This window comes from Pseudoalteromonas sp. NFXS39 (genome assembly GCF_040148775.1).
Lineage (GTDB): Bacteria > Pseudomonadota > Gammaproteobacteria > Enterobacterales > Alteromonadaceae > Pseudoalteromonas > Pseudoalteromonas apostichopi.
Genome location: NZ_JAGDEC010000006.1, coordinates 195,833 through 219,251, shown reverse-complemented (window position 1 = coordinate 219,251; position 23,419 = coordinate 195,833). Strand labels below are relative to the sequence as shown.

The 23,419-nt window shown below is 40.5% G+C and carries 19 protein-coding genes and 5 tRNA genes; 19 read left to right on the top strand and 5 right to left on the bottom strand.

Going from position 1 to position 23,419, the window contains the following annotated elements; translation table 11 throughout:
- The first annotated feature begins 121 nt into the window (after nt 1-121).
- Complete coding sequence (locus tag J3455_RS13050) at nt 122-994, top strand: mechanosensitive ion channel family protein (RefSeq protein WP_167657991.1); 873 nt, start codon at nt 122-124, stop codon at nt 992-994.
- A 55-nt stretch (nt 995-1,049) separates the two neighbouring features.
- Here the strand turns inward: J3455_RS13050 and J3455_RS13045 are convergent, their stop codons facing one another.
- Nucleotides 1,050-1,649, bottom strand: a complete 600-nt coding sequence (locus J3455_RS13045) for a Yip1 family protein (protein ID WP_130050971.1) — start codon at nt 1,647-1,649, stop codon at nt 1,050-1,052.
- Between the two features lie 230 nt (nt 1,650-1,879).
- Between J3455_RS13045 and miaE the strand changes: the two genes are divergently transcribed.
- The 3 genes from miaE (at nt 1,880) to J3455_RS13030 (ending at nt 7,005) form a co-directional block, all read left to right on the top strand.
- Nucleotides 1,880-2,638 (top strand): tRNA isopentenyl-2-thiomethyl-A-37 hydroxylase MiaE, encoded by a 759-nt coding sequence (gene miaE, locus J3455_RS13040; protein WP_167658126.1) that lies wholly within the window; start codon nt 1,880-1,882, stop codon nt 2,636-2,638.
- 237 nt (nt 2,639-2,875) lie between these two features.
- Nucleotides 2,876-5,098 carry a GGDEF/EAL domain-containing response regulator gene (locus tag J3455_RS13035; protein ID WP_349561877.1) on the top strand — a complete coding sequence of 741 codons (2,223 nt, stop codon included), beginning with the start codon at nt 2,876-2,878 and terminating at the stop codon, nt 5,096-5,098.
- A gap of 5 nt (nt 5,099-5,103) precedes the next feature.
- On the top strand, nt 5,104-7,005 hold the full coding sequence (locus tag J3455_RS13030) for a sensor histidine kinase (RefSeq protein ID WP_250661078.1): 1,902 nt from the start codon (nt 5,104-5,106) through the stop codon (nt 7,003-7,005).
- On the opposite strand, the gene J3455_RS13025 is transcribed toward J3455_RS13030, so the two are convergent.
- Genes J3455_RS13025 through J3455_RS13015 form a run of 3 tightly spaced genes read right to left on the bottom strand, consistent with a single transcriptional unit; the run spans nt 6,998 to nt 9,125 of the window.
- Complete coding sequence (locus tag J3455_RS13025) at nt 6,998-7,783, bottom strand: substrate-binding periplasmic protein (protein WP_167657988.1); 786 nt, start codon at nt 7,781-7,783, stop codon at nt 6,998-7,000. The genes J3455_RS13030 and J3455_RS13025 overlap by 8 nt on opposite strands.
- A gap of 49 nt (nt 7,784-7,832) precedes the next feature.
- A complete protein-coding gene (locus J3455_RS13020; RefSeq protein WP_349561876.1) occupies nt 7,833-8,579 on the bottom strand; it encodes a UDP-2,3-diacylglucosamine diphosphatase in 747 nt (248 codons plus the stop codon).
- A 54-nt stretch (nt 8,580-8,633) separates the two neighbouring features.
- Nucleotides 8,634-9,125, bottom strand: coding sequence for a peptidylprolyl isomerase (locus tag J3455_RS13015; RefSeq protein ID WP_062569843.1), 492 nt, complete (start codon nt 9,123-9,125; stop codon nt 8,634-8,636).
- A 178-nt stretch (nt 9,126-9,303) separates the two neighbouring features.
- Here J3455_RS13015 and cysS point away from each other — a divergent pair, with 178 nt between their 5' ends.
- The gene (cysS, locus tag J3455_RS13010) at nt 9,304-10,683 is read left to right on the top strand and encodes a cysteine--tRNA ligase (RefSeq protein WP_167657986.1); all 1,380 of its coding nucleotides are present in this window, start codon (nt 9,304-9,306) and stop codon (nt 10,681-10,683) included.
- Nucleotides 10,684-10,817: 134 nt separating this feature from the next.
- On the top strand, nt 10,818-11,702 hold the full coding sequence (locus J3455_RS13005) for a DMT family transporter (protein WP_167657985.1): 885 nt from the start codon (nt 10,818-10,820) through the stop codon (nt 11,700-11,702).
- A gap of 47 nt (nt 11,703-11,749) precedes the next feature.
- On the opposite strand, the gene folD is transcribed toward J3455_RS13005, so the two are convergent.
- A complete protein-coding gene (gene folD / locus J3455_RS13000; protein WP_130050991.1) occupies nt 11,750-12,604 on the bottom strand; it encodes a bifunctional methylenetetrahydrofolate dehydrogenase/methenyltetrahydrofolate cyclohydrolase FolD in 855 nt (284 codons plus the stop codon).
- Nucleotides 12,605-12,931: 327 nt separating this feature from the next.
- Between folD and J3455_RS12995 the strand changes: the two genes are divergently transcribed.
- From J3455_RS12995 to J3455_RS12935, 13 genes are all read left to right on the top strand, one after another.
- Nucleotides 12,932-13,008 (top strand) — tRNA-Pro (locus J3455_RS12995).
- A gap of 50 nt (nt 13,009-13,058) precedes the next feature.
- Nucleotides 13,059-13,135: transfer RNA gene (locus tag J3455_RS12990), tRNA-Arg, on the top strand.
- Nucleotides 13,136-13,158: 23 nt separating this feature from the next.
- Nucleotides 13,159-13,234: transfer RNA gene (locus tag J3455_RS12985), tRNA-His, on the top strand.
- Nucleotides 13,235-13,250: 16 nt separating this feature from the next.
- Nucleotides 13,251-13,327, top strand: a tRNA-Pro gene (locus J3455_RS12980).
- A gap of 40 nt (nt 13,328-13,367) precedes the next feature.
- Nucleotides 13,368-13,444: transfer RNA gene (locus tag J3455_RS12975), tRNA-Pro, on the top strand.
- A gap of 446 nt (nt 13,445-13,890) precedes the next feature.
- Nucleotides 13,891-15,195: a trigger factor gene (gene tig, locus J3455_RS12970; RefSeq protein WP_054553149.1), complete on the top strand. Its 1,305-nt coding sequence runs from the start codon at nt 13,891-13,893 to the stop codon at nt 15,193-15,195.
- 273 nt (nt 15,196-15,468) lie between these two features.
- Nucleotides 15,469-16,086 (top strand): ATP-dependent Clp endopeptidase proteolytic subunit ClpP, encoded by a 618-nt coding sequence (gene clpP / locus J3455_RS12965; RefSeq protein WP_130050992.1) that lies wholly within the window; start codon nt 15,469-15,471, stop codon nt 16,084-16,086.
- Between the two features lie 135 nt (nt 16,087-16,221).
- Nucleotides 16,222-17,505, top strand: coding sequence for an ATP-dependent protease ATP-binding subunit ClpX (gene clpX, locus J3455_RS12960; RefSeq protein ID WP_054562074.1), 1,284 nt, complete (start codon nt 16,222-16,224; stop codon nt 17,503-17,505).
- A gap of 143 nt (nt 17,506-17,648) precedes the next feature.
- The gene (gene lon / locus J3455_RS12955; RefSeq protein WP_130050993.1) at nt 17,649-20,009 is read left to right on the top strand and encodes an endopeptidase La; all 2,361 of its coding nucleotides are present in this window, start codon (nt 17,649-17,651) and stop codon (nt 20,007-20,009) included.
- Nucleotides 20,010-20,207: 198 nt separating this feature from the next.
- On the top strand, nt 20,208-20,498 hold the full coding sequence (locus J3455_RS12950) for an HU family DNA-binding protein (RefSeq protein ID WP_175580427.1): 291 nt from the start codon (nt 20,208-20,210) through the stop codon (nt 20,496-20,498).
- A 158-nt stretch (nt 20,499-20,656) separates the two neighbouring features.
- Nucleotides 20,657-22,558, top strand: a complete 1,902-nt coding sequence (gene ppiD / locus J3455_RS12945) for a peptidylprolyl isomerase (RefSeq protein ID WP_130050994.1) — start codon at nt 20,657-20,659, stop codon at nt 22,556-22,558.
- A gap of 97 nt (nt 22,559-22,655) precedes the next feature.
- Nucleotides 22,656-23,054, top strand: coding sequence for a GNAT family N-acetyltransferase (locus tag J3455_RS12940; RefSeq protein ID WP_130050995.1), 399 nt, complete (start codon nt 22,656-22,658; stop codon nt 23,052-23,054).
- Nucleotides 23,051-23,392: a cupin domain-containing protein gene (locus J3455_RS12935; protein ID WP_130050996.1), complete on the top strand. Its 342-nt coding sequence runs from the start codon at nt 23,051-23,053 to the stop codon at nt 23,390-23,392. Before J3455_RS12940 ends, J3455_RS12935 begins: the two co-directional genes overlap by 4 nt.
- Nucleotides 23,393-23,419 lie beyond the last annotated feature (27 nt).

Sequence of the window (23,419 nt, the reverse complement as noted above, 5' to 3'; positions counted from 1 at the left end):
AGTTAATAATTAGCGCATATTGCGCATAAAGAACTTAGTATTTACCAAGTTTTCACCTATTATGCCGTGCTAAACTTAGTCACAACTGAACCAAACTGATTTTTACTAGGAATGTTAATTTATGACCCTTGCTGATCTGCAATCTGCACTATCGTTTGTTTTGTTCACCTACAATGATGTGCAAATTACTGTGCTTAAAGTAATTCAAGTCCCTTTGGCGCTGTTTTTAATGTGGTTTGTGGTCACCTGGATTGGTCGATTAATTAAAAAAGCGTTACTGGCAAAAAACTTAGGTCCTGACACGGTTCATCTATTCACCCGCATTTACCTGGTCGTTACCATAGCCGTTCTCGTTTTTACTTCGCTGGAAGTACTTAATATTCCTCTAACAGCTTTTGCATTTGTTTCTGGTGCAATTGCAATAGGCGTCGGATTTGGTGCGCAAAACATTATCAACAATTTTATCAGTGGTTGGATACTAATGTGGGAACGACCAATCCGTATTGGCGACTTTTTAGAAGTGGGCAATGCAAAAGGAGTCGTCGAGACAATTAATACTCGTTCAACCCGTATCCGCCGTAATGATGGCGTGCATATGCTTGTACCAAATAGTCACTTATTAGAGAACACGGTGACAAACTGGACATTGATTGACCGTAATGCACGTTCTTTTGTGAACGTTGGTGTTGCTTATGGCTCAGATGTTGTGTTGGTTGAGAAGCTAATGAAACAAATTCTTGATGAGCATCCAGCTATTTTAAAAACGCCAGCATCGTCAGTGTTATTTGATGACTTTGCCGATAGTTCTCTAACCTTTAGCGCTATTTTCTGGGTGTGTGCTGAATCAGAAGCGCCGCTTCGCCAAGTGCGAAGTGAGCTGCGTTTTAGCATTTATAAACTATTTGCAGAAAATAACATTACCATTGCTTTCCCTCAGAGAGATATTCATATCGATGGCGAGATAGCGTTAACGAGACGCAACAGCCAAAAATAAAAAAAGCGGCTCAGCCGCTTTTTTGTTATCGAAAGAATGAATAGTAACAATGAAACTAAGTAAACATAGGGTGGACAATTCCGTTAGTCCATAAAATAGCCGTCGCAGCTAGAATAATTACCAGTAATATTAGCCCACAAGTGACTACTGAACTGGCATAAATAAAGCCTCGCTCTTCAGGAATGTGCATTAATATTGGCACTCCAGTGTAAAGCAAGTAAACAGAGTAAGCTAAAGCAACAAGACCAACACATACCACAAACCATAGCTCAGGTAAAAATGCGGCAAATGAAGACATAAACACCGGCGTTGCTGTGTAAGCTGCAAGCTCTAGAGTTTGCGTAAACGTAGGTTTTGCACCAAAGGTCACAGCCATCCAATGTGCTAAATAAGCAAGAGCAAAAACGCCCGCAATCAGTGCAAAGTACATCGCAACTGCGATAAGTAATGCACTATCATGGGTGAGGTATACTGCCTCACCTGAACCGATACTCCAGCCCAAATAAACTGATGAATAGTAGCCCATAATAGAAGGGATACAGGCAATTAATAATATATGCGATAAGCTATAGCGCAAGCTTTCGTGACGGTTATCAATTGTCTGCCATTCTTCGAGTGGGTGAGCGTACAAGCCCCATAAGTGGTTTAGAATCATAATTATTGCCCCTGTAAAAAAGGAATATGAGCTGTTTTATTTTTGTACAGCTTTGATTAAGTTATGGTTCAGTAATTAAGTCTTGTCAAGAAGCTGAAATAGACGAAATAGTCGATTAAATGTAACTCTTTAGTGCATATAGAAAATTACTTTGCACTGATGTGGGTCATGGAATGCGGACTTATTTATGTGGTAAAATCAAACCAAGATTTTTGATGAGAAGTTATTCTGTGCCTTATTCTGATTTGTTAGCACCCATTCATTCTTTTCTAAAGTGTGAAACCCCCGATGAGTGGATTGCTGCGGCAACTAAAAAAGAAAACTTAGATATAGTTCTAATTGACCACTTAATTTGTGAATTGAAGGCCGCGCAAAGTGCGATGTTTTTAATTCGTAAGTACGCGGTTGATAAGCAAAGTAGTGACGCTTTACTTGAGTGGCTAAAACCATTTGAGACGCTTATTTATAAGCGAGAAGGGGATTGGCGTGAGCTTGCAGATAAAAACAAGCTAACTAAATCAATGATTCCAAAATCGAACTCACCTTATGGGCAAGACCTCATCGATAAAATGGTTATGTTGATTAAAGAAGAGCTGCATCACTTTTATCAAGTACTTGAGATCATGGATGAGTACGGTGTTGAATATAAAAGTATTACCCCATGTCGTTATGCAAAAGGTATGCTGCGCCATGTAAAAACTTACGAGCCAGATGCTTTAGTTGATAAGTTAATTATCGGTGCCTATATCGAAGCCCGCTCATGTGAGCGCTTTGCTAAATTAGCGCCACATGTAGATAAGCGTTTAGGTGATTTTTATATTTCACTACTGCGCTCTGAAGCCCGCCACTACCAAGACTATTTAACCCTTGCTCAAGAAATCAGTGAATTTGATATTACAGAGCGTGTTGAATTTTTTGGTCAGCTTGAAGCCGATCTTATTTCAACCCCAGATGAAGATTTTAAGTTCCATAGCGGTGTGCCTGCGTAAAAATAACCAAGAGCGCTTGCTTGGCGCTCTTTTGCTTCATCCTACCTTATACAATCCGTTTTCTTAATAATTAAGCCTTATCCTTGTCGTAGTTTATAATTTTTATTACTTTTCCGAGACTTACTTATTTTTATCTTCAGGGAAATATTTGTGCCTTTAAATATTTTGTACTACGTTTGACCTAGATATCTATTAATGTTCGTAAAATAGAATCATAAGTTGTCAAAAGGAGACGTTATGCGTGATTCTAATGAGTTTTTCGAGTTTAAAGAGAGTGCTTCTGAACAAACGCATACTCAAAAAAAATGGAAAATATTAACGGTTGAAGACGACCTAAACTATCAACAAGCATTATTAAATAGTTTTAATGCTATATCTTTCGATGAAAACCAGTCACTGGAGGTACTGACCGCGAATTCAGTGTCAGAGGCATCATCTGTATTATCCCGACATAAAGACATCGCTATTGTATTTCTTGATGTGGTGATGGAAGAAGATGATTCAGGCCTACGGCTTGTGAATACCATTCGCCACGTATTAGGTAACAACGATATACGCATAGTGCTATTAACAGGGCAGCCAAGCTTTGCCCCTGAACCACAAGTCATGCAATCGCTTGATATCGACGAGTATTGGAATAAGTCAGACATGACGGTAGATAAGCTTAAATCTATCGTTAGTAGCCACCTTCGTACTTATCAATACATTTCGCAAATCTCAAATGCTAAACAAGGGCTTCAGCTAGTACTCGATGCAGCAAGAAGCATTAATAGTAAACACGATATACGTGCGTTTTCCCATGCGGTGCTAGATGAGATAGGTAAAATTTTGCACCTATCTAAGGGAGGCGGCGTGTTATGTGTTGGTAATGAAAAGCACTTTGATAAACATCCTAAAGTTCTTACTAGTATCGGCTGCTTTAGGGGGCTTGATGGTAAAGACCTCAGCACAGATTTGCTCAGTGAAGAAGCACAACAATCCTATATTTTAGCCAGAGAAAAAAAAGAACACGTTTTCTCTGAGCATTATAGTGTTTTTTACTTTGATACCAGTGATGTTGATATTAGCTTCTACATCACGATTGTAAAATCAGATACGCCAATTGATGAGCATAATGTATTTTTACTCAAAGTTTTTAGTGAAAATGTCAGTACGGGCTTTTCGAATATCGCACTGATGAACCGCCTTACTGAGCTTGCATATACCGACATAACGCTAAATATACCCAATAGAAACTGGTTACAGCGCGAAATCGATAATATGAACAAATACGAACAGTCTGAAACTCAGCTAGTGGTATTTGAGATACTTCAGTTTGACGAAAAGTCTTTTCGGTTTGGTCATGAATTTTGTAAAAAAACACATCTCAAAATGCGCGAGAATATTTTGCAAGCATTGGCGCCGTATCACCCTCGTATTGCCGTATTTAAAAGTGATAGTTTAGGTGTTTTAGTTTCAAGTCATGCATTTGAAGATGAGAGTATTGTTGACTCTTTAAAACGTCAATCTTTTGAAATTGATGGAGTAAAACAGTTTTTAGATGTGCGTATATTAGTTATGCAATTAATCGCATTTGAACAACATAATGCTGAGCAAATTTTTAACCTTGCAGAGTCGACCCTCAACGAAGAAAACACACAGAGAGCTGAACTTCTTTATTATACATTAGACAATACTAAAGCTATTACACGGCGCTATGAATTGATGCAAGAGTTGCGCACCGCAATTCGTAACAAAGAGCTCCAAGTAGCGCTACAACCCAAGGTTAATTTAACCACAAATGAAGTGGTTGGTTTTGAAGCACTGGCGCGATGGCAAAGAGACGATGGAACATTTGTTAGGCCCGATGAGTTTATCGAACTTGCCGAAACTGCGGGACTTATTAGTGAGTTGGATAAGCTTATTTTCGATAAGATAATGCAAACGATTAAGCAATTTGCAGAGCAGGGCATTAGCTTGCCAATTGCGTTTAATGCATCTACGTTTGATTTGTTAGCCGATGATTACTTTGTTGAGATTGCCGCACGTATTGAAGAGTATGATATATCGCCTTCGTTATTAGAGCTTGAAGTAACAGAGACTCAAGCGATTTTTGACTATGAAAAAATTAACGCATGCTTATGTCGTTTTGCGGGTTTAGGTATAAAAATTAGTATTGATGATTTTGGTACTGGCTATTCGTCGCTTGCCCATATTAGTGAAATACCTGCGCAGATAATAAAAATAGATCGCTGTTTTGTGACTAACATCCAAGAGTCAAAATCTAACCAACACATTATCGAAATGATTATGTTGCTGGCAGATAAATTTGGCTTTGAAGTAACGGCAGAGGGCATTGAAACAGAAGCCGAGCATAACTGGCTTATTGAAGCTGGGTGTAACATAGGGCAGGGCTACTATTATGCAAAACCCATGTTTTATGATGATGCATTGCAATGGCTAAAGGGCAGGTCTAAATAACTAGTATGGTAGAAGTAACAAGCCAATATAAGTCACTGAAAAAAAGTCTACTTTTTAAATTTATGGTCATGGCTGCTGTTAGCTTATTATTAAGCTTGATGGTTTATGTAATTCAATATCAAATACAAAAAAGTAGTGTCACGCTTTTGCAAGATAACACCTTACTTGCCGCTCACAACACCTTAAGCCGTGAGCTTGGTGATGTACGTAAAGTGGTTCAGTTGCTGGTAGCCGATGACATATTAAAGCAAAGTGATGAAATCGCATTACTTGAGGAACAGATACAAATCCATTTTGTGAACTTTGGTTTAGCAGCAGAAAACATTTCGCAAATACGTTGGTTAGATAGAAAAGGCCAAGAAAAGGTTCGGGTTAACTTTAAAACAGGACAAGCAGAGCTAGTACCAAAACAACAGTTACAAAATAAAAGTAGCCGTTATTATTTTACCGAGGGAATGGAGCACAGTCAGGGTGAAGTTTATATCTCCCCAATAGATTTAAATGTAGAGCGCGGGGCTGTTGTTACACCCCATGAGCCGACATTGCGAGCATCTTATCGAACCACAAGCGATAACTTTGTATTAGATGGGCTAGTGGTTGTCAACTTTGACTTATCGAAAACCTTACAGCAAATAAAGTCACTCAGTACCTTACAAGCACAAATACAATTAATTAATGGTGAAGGTTATTGGTTATTACACCCTCAGAAAGAAAAAGAGTGGGGGTTCATGCGAGAAAAATCAATGCTGACATTAGGTAATGAAGATAGCCAATTATGGCAAGCAATTACCCAGCTGCCTAAATCTCAGGAGCTTATTGCATCACATAGTCATGCAACTAGCTTTTTAAAAATGAATTTAGGCAATAAAAACGCAGCTGGCACAAACGATATTGTTGTCCTAGTAGAGGCTGATGATTCGGTGCAAAACGAGATTATTTTACGATCTTTTATTATAGCGTTAGCTTGTGCTGTTACCTTAATATCAATTTCTGGTTTGTATCTGAAACGTAGTTATCGAGATCAGCGTAAAATTATAAAAGCCAGATCACACCTAGAGCAAGAGCAGCAAGAACTGTTAGCTGCCAATACCAAATTACAACGTTATATAAAGCAGCAACATCAATTACAAGGTGAGCTTATTGAAGCGCAAAGGTTGTCATCACTTGGTTTAATGGTGGCAGGTGTAGCTCATGAAATGAATACGCCACTCGGTGGTGCTGCAATTTCATTATCGAATGCGCAATTAATTAATCAACAACTCAAAGATAAAATAGATGAAGGCTTCACTAAGCAGTTCTTAGAGTCTAGCGTTGAAAAAATTGACGACAACCTATTGATATCAAGGGTTAATTTAGATAAAGCTATCTCTCATGTTAAAAGCTTTAAGGAAATGGCACATGACCGCTCAAATGATCAGCTCGTTAGTTTTAATATCGAAAAAGTCATCAGTGATCTATTACTTGGTTTAAAGTCTCGCTTTAAAGCCTCACAAGTAACAATAGAAACTTACATCGATGTCAAAAAAGATATCACGAGTCGTCCTGGAGTTATCTCGCAGGTTATCGAGAGTTTAATCGTTAATGCAGTTTCTCACGCTTTTAACGAGCTTGATGACAAACTGATTCAATTACATGTTTATTTAAATCAACAAGGTGACGTTTGTATTACTATTTCTGATAATGGCTGTGGTATTGATGACTCATTACGTAGCAACTTATTTGATCCCTTTGTTACAACATCTCGAAAGCATGGCCATACAGGGTTAGGTTTGTACCTTGTACATGAGTGGGTTACGAGTGTTCTAAACGGAAAAATCCAGCTAGTTGCAAATACTGACTTACCTGAGGGTATAGCAACGAAGTTTAAAATCACTTTGCCAATCGTGCAGAAGAGCACGGTTAGTTAGAGTAGGCTTGCTCGTATAGTTGCGTAATATGACTCATTTCACTTTCATTCAGCTCATATCGCTCCAGTATCTCTAAAAGTTTACCAGACGCCATAATCGCTTTTAGGCCTAAATATAAACTTTGTTGAAAAAGCTCCCCTTGAGGGTGTTTTTTTTCGGTGATTACATGCAATTGTTGAGTTGCAAGGTAAGGAGTGATTATTTCTAACTCTGTTGGCTTTGCTTGCTTTAAGCGTTCGCTATTCTCGAGCCAATACAAGGCAACTTCTTTAGTGCCTGCTACTAAATCAACACGACCATGCTTCAATAATAATAAGCTTTCAATTAAGCTTCCTGTTGTTGTCACACTCAATTCTGGGTGATGTTCAAACTCTTCACTAACTACATAGTCTTCACCTTTACTAATTGTATAAGGCTTTAATGAATATAGTGAACCTGTGTAGGTTACTTTGTTATCAACACGCTTGAATAACACGGTATGTGCAGTTGCCAAGGATTGCGAATATGTAAAATTTCTTGCACGTTGCTCGGTATAAAATGCCCCCAGCACCGCTACTCGTTTATGGCGCTTTGCGAGTTTTAATGCCCGAGCCCAATGGGTGTGTTCAATGGTGGCTTTTTGTTTTTGGGTTTTAAGCGCTGCAATTATAACTTCGTGAAGCCAGCCAGGCTTACTTGAGTTATCAATAAAATAAGGAGGATAAGGCTCTGTTACCAATTGCCAAGTTTGACAATTGATTGAAAAACTAAATAGTAAACAGCAAAAAAAAAGGCTCAACCGACTAATCATAGATAATGCGTTTTTTACAATAATAGTTAAAGCATAGTTAAAATGTCAGCGATTTAAAGGGAGTGTGGACTAGTTTTTGTTGCTCGGGCGTAACTCTTAAATATGAACCTTGCTCATACCAGTCACCTAAGACGGTGCGCGTCAAAGTTTTATCGGCTAGATTATAATGGTGCACATTTGGGCGGTGGGTATGACCGTGGATCATATTCGTAACTTGATGTTTTTCGAACATGGCTAATACCGCATCCTCAGTAACATCTAGAATTTCTAACGCTTTGCCAGCTTGGCTTTGTTTTGATTTTTCTCGGGCGTTGCGGGCAATTTTCTTGCGATACCAAAGCGGCATAGCGAGCATTAATTTTGGCCACCACCAAACACGACTTTTTTTACGAAACTTTTGGTACTCAACATCTTGAGTACACATTTCATCACCGTGCAGGATAACTGTGGGCGTCCCGTATAGATCAATAACAACCTGCTCAGGTAATAAAGTCATACTCGCGCTTTTTGCATAGTCTTCGCGCATTATGAAATCGCGGTTGCCATGAATAAAAAACACCTCAGTACCACTTTTGCTTACTTGGCGTAAACGTGCGGCAACACTCTTTGAAAGCTCAGTTTGATAGTCATCACCGACCCATACTTCAAAAAAGTCACCCAAAATATACAGCGCATCAACGTCATCATTAATAATCTTACTATCAAGAAAATTAAAAAATGCCGCAGTAATGTCTGGGCGGTTTTCTGTTAAATGGAGATCGGCAATAAAATAACTTTGTTTCATGGTTACTCGCAAAAAAGCGGGCAATGGCCCGCTTAAAATGACTAAACGATTAAATTAGCTAACCGTTACTTTTTCGATGATTACATCTTCAAGAGGTACGTCTTGGTGGAAACCAGCGCTACCTGTAGCAACACCTTTAATTTTGTTAACCACGTCCATACCTTCAACAACTTCTGCAAACACGCAGTAGCCCCAGCCTTGTGATGTTTCACTGCTGAAGTTTAAGAAGTCGTTGTCGTTAACGTTAATGAAGAACTGCGCAGTCGCTGAATGTGGATCCGGCGTACGTGCCATTGCTAATGTACCTACTTTATTAGCAAGGCCATTATTTGCTTCATTTTCGATAGGGTTGTTCACTTCTTTTTGCACCATACCTGGCTCAAAACCACCGCCTTGTACCATGAAACCATCAATTACACGGTGGAAGATAGTACCGTTGTAAAAGCCAGAGTTTGCATACTCTAAGAAGTTTTTAACTGTGTTTGGTGCGTCGCTTTCGTGCATCTTGATAGTGATGTCACCAAAGTTTGTGTGTAGTACAACCATGAGGTTTCCTATATCTGGTTTAATAATGGGGCTATTTTATAGTAGTTGCCTTGGATTAACAAAGTGCTTATTGAGAAGGATTAACAAAGTGCTTATTTCAGTTGATAAAGCGCTAGAGCGGCGGCTTTGCAAGTGTTACCATAGAGAATCTCGAAACACCGTTAAGGACATTTTATAAATGGTACAAATTTACAACACACTTACGCGACAAAAAGAGCAGTTTAAACCCCTTGTTGATGGCAAAATCGACATGTACGTGTGTGGTATCACTATTTATGATTACTGTCACATCGGTCATGCTCGCACTTTTGTAGGTTTTGACGTGATTGTGCGTTACCTACGTCACATTGGCTACGATTTAAAATATGTACGTAACATCACCGATGTTGACGATAAAATCATTAAGCGTGCTAACGAAAATGGCGAGTCAATTAATGATTTAACGACTCGTATGACCAAAGCGATGCATGAAGACTTCGACAGCTTAAATATGCTGCGTCCTGATGTTGAGCCAACAGTGACAAACCATATGGATGAAATCATCGCTATGGTTGAGCGTTTAATTGCTAAAGGCCATGCCTATGTTGCTGCAGATGGTGATGTATTGTTTGATGTTTCTACATTTGAGCAATATGGTGCTTTGTCACAACAAGACCTAACTATGCTACAAGCAGGGTCACGTGTTGAAGTTGCTCAAGATAAGCAAGACCCACTTGATTTCGTGCTTTGGAAAAAAGCTAAGCCAGGTGAGCCTTCATGGTCATCTCCTTGGGGTGAGGGTCGTCCTGGTTGGCATATTGAGTGCTCGGCAATGAGCTCTAAGCACTTAGGCGAACACTTTGATATTCATGGTGGAGGTTCAGATTTACAGTTCCCGCACCATGAAAACGAAATTGCTCAGTCATGCTGTGCAAATAACGGCAAGTACGTAAATACGTGGATCCACACAGGTATGGTTCAGGTTAATAAAGAGAAGATGTCTAAGTCATTAAACAACTTCTTTACCGTACGTGACGTATTAAAAGAGTACGATGCTGAGTCAGTTCGTTACTTCTTAATTTCAGGCCACTACCGTAGTCAGCTTAACTATTCACAAGAAAACCTTGAGCAAGCGCGCTCTTCTCTTGAGCGAATTTACACTGCACTGCGTGGCGTAGCACCAATTGAGTGTGATTTAGCCAGCAATGAATATGTGGCTAAATTCAGAAAAGCGATGGATGATGACTTTAACACACCAGAAGCGCTACCAGTGTTATTTGAATTAGCAAAAGAGCTAAATCGTGTGAAAGATAGCGATGCAGAGCAAGCAGGAAAACTTGCTTATGTATTGCGCAGTGTTGCAGAGGTACTAGGTGTGGCACAACAAGATCCAGAAGCCTTTTTACAAGGTGGTCAAGCTGATGACGAAGTTGCACACATCGAAGCGTTAATTGCAAAACGTAATGAAGCCCGTGCTAGCAAGGATTGGGCGGCTGCTGATGAAGCGCGCGATGCTCTTAATGCGCTGGGTGTTGTACTAGAAGATTCTGCTGGTAAAACAACATGGCGTAAAGCATAAGCCTCAATTGAGACATTACCCATCAAAAGGTTGCCAACGTGGCAACCTTTTTTGTTTTTAGATGGTATAGCTATTGACCTCAACTTTGCTTGAGGTTTTACATTGGCATCTCTTCGTATTAACAAGGACAGACTTTGAATATTATACTTGCCATGATCCCCGCCTTCTTATGGGGCACCACCTATGCAGTGACCAAATATGCCACACCTGATTGGCCGCCACTTTTATTAGGCGCATTGCGTGCTTTACCTGCAGGATTATTACTTTTATTGCTTAAGCCTAGTTTGCCGACTCGTTCGCAGTGGCCCAGTTTACTGACTTTAGGTGCTGTGAATATAGCGCTGTTTTTTGCCTTTATTTTTATTATGGCAGTCAACCTTCCAGCAGCAATTGCAGGTGTGGGAATGGTTTCAGTGCCTGTTGTCGCTTTATTATATGCATGGCTTGCCAAAGGGCAGCGCCCAGCAAAAGTTCAAGCATTCTGCGCTATGGCATTGGTCGTGCTTGCATGGCTATTATTTGACCCCGCTTATGTGGCATTGAATGTATTAGGAGTTGCGGCTTTATTTGGTGCCTTACTTACTATTGTAATTGGTAGTACCTTAGTACAAAGCTTGTCTGTGCATATACATTGGTGGGTCGTACTTACTTGGCAATTAATCATTGGAGGCAGCCTATTATTGCTTGCTGCTTTTATTGATGGAAGCGTGCTAAACCCAGAGCAATACCAAGTAGTATTTGAGCCTATTTCAGCGCTTCAATATACTGCGCTATTTTGGTTAATCGTTCCCAATACAGCCATTGCCTATACTCTGTATGTTTGGTTATTAGGTCGCATGAGTGTAGCTGAGTTTTCATTTGGCACCATTGCCAACCCAATAGCGGGAATAGTGTGTGCTGTTGTGCTCATAAACGAACAGTATCAAGACTGGCAATACCTACTGATGTTTTTGATGATCATATTTTCAGTGCTACCTCAGATGTTAAAGCTAAGATTGTTAAAGCAACAAACAAGCTAATAAAAAAGGGCTGCCAATTGGCAGCCCTTTTACTAAAGTAATTTTTCTTAGCTGTGATAATTTTCACAAGCTTCAAGCGTGTTTTCGATTAAGCTTGCCACTGTCATCGGGCCAACACCACCAGGTACTGGTGTAATGAAATGTGCTTTTTGTTCAGCAATATCGTATTCAACATCACCAACAAGCTTGCCAGATTCAAGACGGTTAATGCCCACATCGATTACGATAGCACCTTCTTTAATCCAATCACCCGGAATGAACTCAGGTTTACCAACCGCAACAACTAATAAATCAGCGCGGCGAACATGCGTTTCTAAATCTTGAGTAAACTTATGACATACCGTGGTTGTACAGCCAGCAAGTAATAGCTCAAGTGACATAGGGCGACCAACAATGTTAGACGCACCAACAACGACTGCATGCATACCTTTGTAGCGAACACCCGTAGAGTCGAGTAGGGTAATAATCCCCTTTGGAGTACATGGACGAAGTGCCGGCATACGCTGAGCTAAGCGACCAATGTTATAAGGGTGAAACCCATCAACATCTTTATGTGGTGTGATGCGCTCAAGAATTTTTTCAGCATCAAGACCTTGCGGTAAAGGCAATTGTACTAATATACCGTCTACTTCTTTGTCTTCGTTTAGTTGATCTATTAATGCAAGTAAGTCTTGCTCAGTCGTGTCGCCAGGTAAATCGTAAGACTTAGATATAAAGCCGACTTCTTCACATGCTTTACGTTTAGAACCAACATACACTTGGCTAGCCGGATCTTGACCAACTAACACAACTGCTAGTCCTGGAGCGCGTAATCCATTCGCTACACGCTCTGCAACTCGCTCTGCTACATTGCTGCGTACTTGTTTAGCTATTGCCTTACCATCGATGATGTTTGCCGTCATGGGTGACCTTTAATTGGGGTTAGTTAACTTGATACTGATACATCTAAATATGATTATCCAATGAAGGGGGCGTGGATACACAAATCATATTTATTTATGTTGCGTATTTTCGCAGAAAAGCATCATAGCGCCAAGATGCAATCTTATATAAAGCGCTACTTTATAAAAAAGAGTTCAAATTTTAGCTTATATTTGCAATATTTAACCATTATGAACTAAAAGTGACCGATTGAATTATTTTCTTAAAAAAATGTTTGACCTAACTCGGTCAAATCACTATTATGCACCCCGTTGTTAACGAGGTCACTCGCAAACAATAGTAAGCATCGGCGATTAGCGCAGTTTGGTAGCGCACTTGGTTTGGGTCCAAGGGGTCGCAGGTTCAAATCCTGCATCGCCGACCACTTTACTTTTTGTAAATGGTGCTTACAGGCAAACTTATGAAGTTTTCGATGCGCCCGTAGCTCAGCTGGATAGAGCAACGCCCTTCTAAGGCGTTGGTCGAAGGTTCGAATCCTTCCGGGTGCGCCATTTGAAAATATGTAAATGCCGTGGTGATTGTAGCTCAGTTGGTAGAGCCCCGGATTGTGATTCCGGTTGTCGTGGGTTCGAGCCCCATCAGTCACCCCAATTTACTCTAAGATATCGGCGATTAGCGCAGTTTGGTAGCGCACTTGGTTTGGGTCCAAGGGGTCGCAGGTTCAAATCCTGCATCGCCGACCACTTTTTAAGTGGTCTTAATTTTCAAAACTTCTCTCAGTATCGGCGATTAGCGCAGTTTGGTAGCGCACTTGGTTTGGGTCCAAGGGGTCGCAGGTTCAAATCCTGCATCGCCGACCACTTTTAAAGAGTTTAAGGTTATAGAACGATTGGTTTGGGTACCTCCAATTCAGTCGCAGGTTCAAATGCTGAATTACCGACCTCTTTTAAAATTTAAGCTTTACTCCCTCTAGCCGAAGCTACTTAATTCTTTTCAATACCTTTTAAATCAGCTTAATTCTCTTTTGTTGTTTTTTGCGTTCGTTTTTTACGCACTTAAACGCTGTTTGCTGCTATATACGCCAAATAATTGCCCCCCAGACTCGACTATCATAAATATTAGGTTATAATGCCGCGTCTATTGTTTAACATAGTGCCCATAGAGGCAAAGCAGCAATGGTATCTCATGGTTACAATGCGCCGTTTTAAGTTGAAATATTCAGCGTTAAAACTTGCTATCACTCATGGAGATCACCTTGTTTGTAAGGAAGGCGAAAAGTCGCCAAAATTGAAGATTGAGGTAAATCATGCAAGTTTCTGTTGAGACGACTCAAGGCCTTGAGCGCCGTCTGACCATCACCGTTCCTGCAGAGAACGTTGAGACTGAAGTAAAAAAACGCTTACAACAACTGTCTAAAACCCAGCGTATCGATGGTTTCCGTCCTGGTAAAGTACCAGCGTCTATCATCAACAAGCGTTACGGTGCTGCAGTACGTCAAGAAGTTGCTGGCGAATTAATGCAACGCAACTACATCGAAGCTATCGTTTCTGAAAAAATTAACCCAGCTGGTTCACCTACTTTCGCTCCTAAAGCGTTAGAAGCTGGTAAAGATTTAGAATTCGATGCAACTTTCGAAGTTTACCCAGAAGTTGAAATTCAAGGTTTAGATAAAATCGCTGTTGAAAAACCAGCTGTATCTGTAACTGACGAAGACCTAGCTAACATGCTAGAAACTTTACGTAAGCAACACGCTTCTTGGGCTGAAGTTGACGCAGCTGCAGGCGAGAACGATCGTGTAACTATCGACTTCGTTGGTTCTATCGAAGGCGAAGAGTTCGAAGGCGGTAAAGCTGAAGACTTCCCACTAGAACTTGGTCAAGGTCGTATGATCCCAGGTTTCGAAGACAACATCGTTGGCAAAAAAGCGGGCGAAGAAGTTGTTGCTGAAGTAACATTCCCTGAAGAGTACCATGCTGAAAACCTTAAAGGTAAAGCTGCTACTTTCGCAATCACTGTTAAGAAAGTTGAAACTCAAGAGCTTCCTGAGCTTAATGACGAGTTCGCAACTAAATTCGGTGTAGCTGAAGGCGGTGTTGACGCTCTTAAAGAAGAAGTTAAAAAGAACATGACACGTGAGCTTGACCAAGCGGTTAAAGCTAACGTTAAAGACCAAGCTATCAAAGGTCTTTTAGCTAACAACGAAATCGAAGTGCCAAAAGCGCTAGTAGATCAAGAAATTGATGCACTACGTCAGCAAGCAGCACAACGTTTCGGTGGCGACGCTAAAAACATGCCTGAGCTTCCGGCTGAATTATTCCACGAGCAAGCTGTAACTCGCGTTAAAACTGGCCTATTACTAGGTGAAGTAATTAAAGCGAACGAGCTTAAAGTTGACGACGCTAAAGTTGAAGAGTTAATTGCAACTGTAGCTTCTGCATACGAAGATCCAACTGAAGTAGTAGAGTACTACAAAGCAAACGATCAGCTTATGCAGCAAATGCGCAACGTAGCTATGGAAGAGCAAGCAGTTGAAGCAATCCTAGCTAAAGCAAACGTGACTGACGTTGAAAAAGCATTCGACGACATCATGAATCCACAGCAAGGTGCTTAATAAGTCATTGACTTAAGCTCTCGCTAGCGATTAAATGGCTCGTGTTACCCTGTATTTATACAGCGTACTCGGGCCATTTTAGTTTGTGGTATCAGTTTCAAAAAAACCAACAATACTGATGTTATTTCAGAACTTTTTTCGGCTAGGATTGAAATTATTCTGATAAGTTCCTATATAGTTATAAAGATTGAATAGGCAGCTTAATTAACATTATTATAAATGTGCTTTCCTTATAGTAAGGATGAGTCGCAGCGGATAAGGAATTAAATAAGAATGAATAGCGGTATGACAGACCCTCTAAACGCACTAGTCCCTATGGTTGTTGAACAAACAGCTAAAGGCGAGCGCTCATATGATATTTACTCACGTCTTTTAAAAGAACGCATTATTTTCTTAACTGGCCAAGTTGAAGATAACATGGCAAATTTGATTCTTGCGCAAATGCTGTTTTTAGAATCAGAAAACCCAGAAAAAGATATTTATCTTTATATTAATTCGCCAGGCGGTTCTGTGACTGCGGGTATGGCGATTTACGATACTATGAATTTTATTAAACCTGATGTAAGCACTATTTGTGTTGGCCAAGCGGCAAGCATGGGTGCATTTTTACTGTCAGGGGGTGCTAAAGGTAAGCGTTTCTGTTTACCTAACTCACGCGTGATGATCCACCAACCATTAGGTGGCTTCCAAGGTCAGGCATCTGATTTTGAGATCCATGCACGTGAAATCTTATCAATCAAAGATAAATTAAACCGATTAATGGCTGAACATACTGGCCAGCCACTAGAAGTTGTTTCTCGTGATACTGACCGTGATAATTTTATGACTGCTAGTGAAGCAGTTGAATACGGCCTAGTTGATTCAGTATTTTCAAGCCGCGAATCGAAGTAATCTGAATAGCTAATAATAACGTATTGTTAGCTATCACCCTTTACTATGCGAAAACTGATATTCTTTGATATAGTTAAACATAGTGAATTAGCAGTAGCCTTATGCTACTGCCAACGTAATAAATGAGGTAGCTGAATGTCTGACACTCCTACAGACGGCGACAAAAGTAATAAATTGTTATATTGCTCTTTTTGCGGCAAAAGCCAGCACGAAGTTCGCAAATTAATTGCTGGCCCTTCAGTATACATTTGTGATGAATGTGTTGAGCTGTGTAACGATATTATCAGGGAAGAAATCAAAGACATTGCGCCGAAGCATAATGCGTCTGATAAACTGCCTGTGCCGAAAGAGATTCGTGATCACCTAGATGATTACGTGATTGGCCAAGACCACGCGAAAAAAGTGCTGTCGGTGGCGGTATACAATCATTATAAACGTTTGCGCAATCAAACAATCAATGCGGACATTGAGCTTGGTAAGAGTAATATCCTATTAATCGGTCCTACAGGTAGTGGTAAAACATTACTTGCTGAAACTATGGCACGCTTACTTGACGTTCCATTTACTATGGCTGATGCAACTACATTAACTGAAGCTGGTTATGTAGGTGAAGACGTTGAAAACATTATTCAAAAGCTACTGCAAAAATGTGATTACGATGTAGAAAAAGCACAGCGCGGTATTGTTTACATTGATGAAATTGACAAGATTTCTCGAAAGTCTGATAACCCATCAATTACTCGTGATGTATCAGGTGAAGGTGTGCAACAAGCCTTACTTAAGCTAATTGAAGGTACTGTTGCGTCTGTGCCACCGCAAGGCGGTCGTAAACATCCACAGCAAGAATTTTTACAAGTAGATACATCTAAGATTCTGTTTATTTGTGGCGGTGCATTTGCTGGCCTAGATAAAGTGATTGAGCAACGTAGCCATAAGAATACTGGTATTGGTTTTGGCGCTGAAGTTAAGCAATCATCAGGTAGCCGCAGCCTAAGCGAAACATTTAAAGATGTTGAACCAGAAGATCTAGTGAAATACGGTTTAATTCCAGAGTTCATTGGTCGTCTTCCGGTTGTTGCGACATTAACTGAGCTAGACGAAGCTGCACTTATTCAAATTCTTAGCGAACCAAAAAATGCATTAACTAAACAATTCTCTGCATTGTTTGCTATGGAAGATGTTGAGCTTGAGTTTCGTGAAGATGCACTAAGTGCTATTGCTCATAAAGCAATGGAACGTAAAACGGGTGCTCGTGGCTTACGTTCAATTGTTGAAGGTGTATTACTAGATACTATGTATGAGCTACCTTCAATGGATGATGTTAGCAAAGTGGTTATTGATGAAACCGTTATTAAAGGTGAATCAGACCCAATTTTGATTTACCAAAGCGGTAACCAAGACAAAGCTGCATCAGAATAAAGCTGTAATAGTTTAAAAGTTGAGCAGTTAAACACGAAAAAGGAGCCAAAGGCTCCTTTTTTTACAAATATGTTGAACTTTCCCTTACATATCCCCATATACTTGAGTAATCTTTAAAATAAATGAAGTGCGAAGAGAATATAATGACGCTTGAGAGAACAGATCGAGTCGAAATCCCCGTGTTGGCACTGCGCGATGTAGTGGTTTACCCACACATGGTGATCCCGCTATTTGTTGGTCGTGAAAAATCAATAAAATGCCTAGAAGCGGCGATGGACAAGGACAAACAAATTTTCCTAGTGGCGCAAAAAGACGCCTCTGTTGATGATCCGCAGCAAGATGATATCTACCGTGTTGGCACCATTGCCACAGTACTTCAGTTATTAAAGTTACCTGATGGCACCGTTAAAGTGCTTGTTGAAGGCACACAACGTGCGAGCGTTGAAAAGTTTTTAGATAACGATGATTTCTTTGTTGCTGAAGCACAGTTCATTGAATCAAGCCATATCGACGAGCAAGAGCAAGATATCTTTATTCGCAGCGCAATTAGCCAATTTGAAGGCTATGTAAAGCTTAATAAGAAGATCCCACCTGAAGTACTTACTTCTGTGTCAGGTATCGATGAAGCCGCACGTCTTGCTGATACCATGGCAGCACACATGCCACTTAAGGTACCTGAAAAGCAAAAAGTACTTGAGATTGCCGATGTTACTGAGCGTCTTGAGTACTTAATGGCGCTGATGGAAGGCGAGATTGACTTACTGCAAGTTGAGAAGAAAATCCGTACTCGCGTGAAAAAGCAGATGGAAAAATCGCAGCGTGAGTATTACCTCAATGAGCAAATGAAAGCGATTCAAAAAGAGCTTGGCGAACTTGATGATGTACCCGATGAATTCGAAGCAATTAAAAAACGCATCGAAGAGTCAGGTATGCCTAAAGAAGCTCAAGAAAAAGCGAACGCTGAGTTAACTAAATTAAAAATGATGTCGCCGATGTCGGCTGAAGCAACCGTTGTGCGTTCTTACATTGATACGCTTATCAATGTACCTTGGAAAAAACGCTCTAAGGTGAAAAAAGACTTAGCTGGCGCACAAAAGATTTTAGATAGTGACCATTACGGCTTAGATAAAGTTAAAGAACGTATTATTGAGTATCTAGCGGTGCAGCAACGCACTAATAAGCTAAAAGGCCCAATTTTATGTTTAGTAGGTCCTCCTGGTGTCGGTAAAACCTCACTTGGTCAATCAATCGCACGTTCTACGGGTCGTAAATATGTGCGTATGGCATTAGGTGGCGTTCGTGATGAAGCGGAAATCCGTGGTCACCGCCGTACTTACATTGGTTCTATGCCTGGTAAATTAATCCAGAATATGACTAAAGTCGGTGTGAAGAATCCATTATTCTTATTAGATGAAATCGATAAGATGTCATCAGATATGCGTGGCGACCCAGCATCAGCATTACTTGAAGTACTTGACCCAGAGCAAAACAGCCATTTTGCCGATCACTACTTAGAAGTTGATTACGATCTATCTGATGTGATGTTCGTGGCAACTTCAAATAGCTTTAATATTCCGGGTCCATTATTAGACCGTATGGAAGTTATTCGTTTATCTGGTTATACCGAAGACGAGAAGCTAAACATTGCAAAACAGCACTTAATTCCAAAACAAGTTAAGCGCAATGGCTTAAAAGAGCATGAAGTTGAGATTGCCGACAGTGCAATCATTGGCATTATCCGCTACTACACACGTGAAGCGGGCGTTCGTAACTTAGAACGTGAAGTGTCAAAACTATGCCGTAAAGCAGTTAAAAACATCCTGCTTGATAAAGACACTAAAAAAGTACTTATCAACGATAGCAACCTTGAAGAGTTCTTGGGTGTACAGCGTTTTGACTATGGTAAAGCAGAAGACGGCGACCGTATTGGTCAAGTAACGGGCCTTGCGTGGACTGAAGTAGGTGGTGATTTACTTACTATCGAATCAGCTGCGGTTCCAGGTAAAGGCAAGCTAACTTACACCGGTTCGCTTGGTGATGTAATGCAAGAGTCAATTCAGGCAGCGATGACGGTAGTTCGTAATCGTGCTGAAAAGCTACGCATTAATAGCGATTTTTATGAAAAACGTGACATTCATGTTCACGTGCCAGAAGGTGCAACACCAAAAGATGGCCCAAGTGCTGGTATTGCCATGGTAACCGGTTTGGTATCTAGCCTAACTGGTAACCCGGTTCGCTCAGATGTGGCTATGACTGGTGAAATCACTTTACGTGGTGAAGTATTACCAATTGGTGGCTTAAAAGAAAAACTTCTGGCAGCACATCGCGGTGGTATTAAAACCGTTATTATTCCAAAAATTAACGAACGTGACTTAAAAGAGATCCCTGATAACGTATTAGAGGGCCTTGAAATTCACCCAGTTACATGGATTGATGACGTTTTAAATCTGGCGTTGAAGCATCCAGTTGAGAGTTTTTCTGTCGAAACAGAAAAAAACCAGTAAAAAACCGCAAAAAAGTGCATTTAGGGGCTTTTCAAATACAAAGGGTATGATAAGTTAAGCACTAGTTTTCAAGCCTAGGCCTTATGTGGCCTAGGGTTGAGAAAAATATAATAAACTGAGCATAAACTTAATTTGCTCATCAATTTTCAAAACAGTGATGTTATTTTTTAATAAAAACAATCGCTCTTGATAATAACAATGAAAGAGGATGATATTGTGAATAAATCTCAATTAATCGATCAAATCGCAGCTGACGCTGACATTTCTAAAGCGGCTGCAGGTCGTGCACTAGATTCATTCATCGAGGCTGTTTCAGGCGCTCTAAAAGATGGCGATTCTGTAGCGCTAGTTGGCTTTGGTACTTTCTCTGTACGTGAGCGTGCAGCGCGTTCAGGTCGCAACCCGCAAACTGGTGAGACTATCCAGATTGCTGCAGCAAACATTCCTTCTTTCAAAGCAGGTAAAGCGCTGAAAGACGCAGTAAACTAATCATTAAAGATTAGTTGGTGAGAGATACCTAATCGCACTTAAATTGAATTTAGGTAACTTATCACCAGTTACTTCAAGTGAAAAAGCGTATCTGGTAAGATACGCTTTTTTTACATGAGCAGGGTTAATTTGTACCTGATCAGAATAGAGATAGATAAATGCTTGAGAAAATCAGAGAAGGTTCGCAGGGACCTGCAGCCAAAATTATTTTAGGCGCGGTGATTTTATCTTTTGCTTTAGCTGGGATCGGTGGTTATTTAGGACAAACCACAGAGCAACCCGTTGCAGAAGTAAATGGAGTTAAAATTAGCCAAACCGAATTCAGCCGTGCATATCAAAACGAACGTAACCGTTTAGAACAACAATTTGGTGAATACTTCGCACAGATCGCTGCTGATCCAAATTACATGGCACAAATTCGCCAAGGTGTAATCGACCGTTTAGTACAACAAGAATTGCAAACTCAACTAGCGGCAGAATTAGGTCTTCGTGTAAGTGATGAAAGTGTTCGTAAAGCAATTTTAGAAATGCCTTACTTCCAAGTAGGCGGCCAGTTCAGCAACGACCGCTACTTACAAGTTATTCGTCAAATGAATTTCCAACCAGATGCTTTCCGTGAATATTTACGCGAAGACATGACACGTAGCCAATTAGTTGGTGCGGTTGCTGGTACTGATTTCATCTTAGAAAACGAATTAAACAATAGCGTAGCTCTACAACAGCAAACACGTAGCATCGACTATCTTGTTGTGACAAAAGAATCATTACAAGAAGGCATTGCAGTAACAGAGCAAGAAATTGCTGATTACTATGAATTAAATCAACCGCAATTCTTAGCGCCAGAGCAAGTATCTGTAAGCTATATCGATTTAAATGCTGCCACCTTAACACTTGATTCAAGTGTTTCAGAAGAAGACATCAAAGCTTACTACGACCAAAACAGCGCACAATATGTTGAGCCTGAAAAACGTCGTGTATCACATATCTTAATTGATAACAGTGAAGACGATGATGCCGCAAAAGCGAAAGCTGAAGAGCTACTAGCGCAGCTACAAAACGGCGCTGATTTTGCTGAGCTAGCTGAGACATCTTCTGATGACGTAGTTAGTGCTGAAATGGGCGGTGACCTTGATTGGATTGAACGTGACATGATGGACCCTGCGTTTGAAGATGCAACTTATGCACTTGAAAACAAAGGTGATATTTCTGACGTTGTAGAATCTGAGTTTGGTTATCACATTATCAAGCTTACTGATATTCAAACGCAGCAAGTTAAACCATATGCTGACGTTAAAGATGAGCTTCGTGCTGAACTTGAGCGTACTAAGAAAATTAATGCGTTTTATGAAAAGCAAACTCAAATGGGTGAGCTAGCGTTCGAGATTTCAGATACCTTAATTGATGCAGCAGAAGCTGCAGGCGTTGAAGTACAGAAAACAGAACTAGTAACTCGTAATGCGTTACCTGAGCCGCTTAACAACCCACAAGTTGTGGCTGCTATTTTCTCACCTGAGGTGCTAGAAGATCGCATGAACTCAGAAGTAATTGAAGTAGGTGATGAGCATGCTGTTGTTGTTCGTGTAAATGATCACAAAGCAGCGACAACGAAAGCTCTAGCAGATGTATCTGAGCAAATTAAATCGACTTTGGTTGCACAAAAAGCATCTGAGCTTGCTAAAGAAAAAGCGCGCACACTTTACGCTGATATTGAAGCAGGTAAGAGCTTAAACGAGGTTGCACAAGCTGAAGGCTTAACAGTACGCCAAGAAGCTGCTCTGGGTCGTCAAGCTTACACTGTGTCACCAGCGATTGTTCAACAAGCTTTCAAAATGGCTCACCCACAAGGTGCACCAGAGGTTGAAGTTGTTGACCTAAACAATGGCGATGCGGCAATTGTTGCGCTAAAAGCAGTTAATCCAGCGGCTGACGTTGAAATTAACGAGCAACAAAAGCAAAACATCACGATGGCTCAAGTGAATAAAAACTACATGGTATTTATTGCAGCACTAAAAGCACAAGCTGAAGTGCAAGTACCACAAGCGACTCAAGCTGCTGAATAGTTAGCAAAATGAGTTAAATAAAAGGCGCCTACTGGCGCCTTTTTTGTTACCTTTGTAGGTCATTTCAACTCGTGAATTGGTATCAAAAGGAGCATTTATGGAGTACAGTCAAATAGAGCAGCTACCAAGCGCTGAAGAATACTGTGATATGCGCCTTAAAGCTGGCTTATCAGCACGTTCATTAGCGGCTGCAAAGGCGGGATTGCCAAACTCTCTTTATGCTATTTGTATTCGTAAAAACGATGAGTTGATTGGCATGGGCCGTGTAATTGGTGATGGTGGCTGTAATTTTGAAGTGGTTGATATTGCAGTCGCACCAGAATATCAAGGCCAAGGGTTAGGACGTGTCATTATGGAACATATTGACCGTTACATTGAATCTGCCGCCTTTGAAGGTAGTTATGTCACTATGGTGGCTGACAAACCAGGCTTTTATGAAAAGCTTGGCTACAAGTTTGTCGCACCACAAAGCCAAGGGATGTATAAAAAGTTTTGAGTATCATAGACAAACAAAGCGCAGATCATTATACGTGGGGTAACAATTGCGACGGTTGGCATTTGGTAAAGTCTAATGCGCTGAGTGTTATTCAAGAGCATGTCCCAGTAGGTGAGGCTGAAGTAAAACACTATCATAAGCATGCCGAACAATTTTTCTTCGTACTTAGTGGCTGTGCCACCATTGAACTTGATGGCCAAATACACAAACTCACTGCACAACAAGGTTTGCATGTAAGTGCTGGACAAGTTCATCAGCTAAGTAATCAAGGTACTGAACCACTGCATTTTATCGTTACATCTACACCACCAAGTCATGGTGACAGAGAAGAAGTGTAAAAGCTGTAAGGTAAAAGAGTAGAGTTA

What these genes read in the sequence shown, in the direction of transcription:
- cysS (WP_167657986.1), top strand. Translation starts at nt 9,304, where the DNA reads ATGGTACAAATTTACAACACACTTACGCGACAAAAAGAGCAGTTTAAA.
- ppiD (WP_130050994.1), top strand. Translation starts at nt 20,657, where the DNA reads ATGCTTGAGAAAATCAGAGAAGGTTCGCAGGGACCTGCAGCCAAAATT.
- J3455_RS13020 (WP_349561876.1), bottom strand. Translation starts at nt 8,579, where the DNA reads ATGAAACAAAGTTATTTTATTGCCGATCTCCATTTAACAGAAAACCGC.
- J3455_RS13015 (WP_062569843.1), bottom strand. Translation starts at nt 9,125, where the DNA reads ATGGTTGTACTACACACAAACTTTGGTGACATCACTATCAAGATGCAC.
- lon (WP_130050993.1), top strand. Translation starts at nt 17,649, where the DNA reads ATGACGCTTGAGAGAACAGATCGAGTCGAAATCCCCGTGTTGGCACTG.
- J3455_RS12940 (WP_130050995.1), top strand. Translation starts at nt 22,656, where the DNA reads ATGGAGTACAGTCAAATAGAGCAGCTACCAAGCGCTGAAGAATACTGT.
- clpP (WP_130050992.1), top strand. Translation starts at nt 15,469, where the DNA reads ATGAATAGCGGTATGACAGACCCTCTAAACGCACTAGTCCCTATGGTT.
- J3455_RS13050 (WP_167657991.1), top strand. Translation starts at nt 122, where the DNA reads ATGACCCTTGCTGATCTGCAATCTGCACTATCGTTTGTTTTGTTCACC.
- J3455_RS13030 (WP_250661078.1), top strand. Translation starts at nt 5,104, where the DNA reads ATGGTAGAAGTAACAAGCCAATATAAGTCACTGAAAAAAAGTCTACTT.
- clpX (WP_054562074.1), top strand. Translation starts at nt 16,222, where the DNA reads ATGTCTGACACTCCTACAGACGGCGACAAAAGTAATAAATTGTTATAT.
- tig (WP_054553149.1), top strand. Translation starts at nt 13,891, where the DNA reads ATGCAAGTTTCTGTTGAGACGACTCAAGGCCTTGAGCGCCGTCTGACC.
- J3455_RS13035 (WP_349561877.1), top strand. Translation starts at nt 2,876, where the DNA reads ATGCGTGATTCTAATGAGTTTTTCGAGTTTAAAGAGAGTGCTTCTGAA.
- folD (WP_130050991.1), bottom strand. Translation starts at nt 12,604, where the DNA reads ATGACGGCAAACATCATCGATGGTAAGGCAATAGCTAAACAAGTACGC.
- J3455_RS13045 (WP_130050971.1), bottom strand. Translation starts at nt 1,649, where the DNA reads ATGATTCTAAACCACTTATGGGGCTTGTACGCTCACCCACTCGAAGAA.
- J3455_RS12950 (WP_175580427.1), top strand. Translation starts at nt 20,208, where the DNA reads ATGAAAGAGGATGATATTGTGAATAAATCTCAATTAATCGATCAAATC.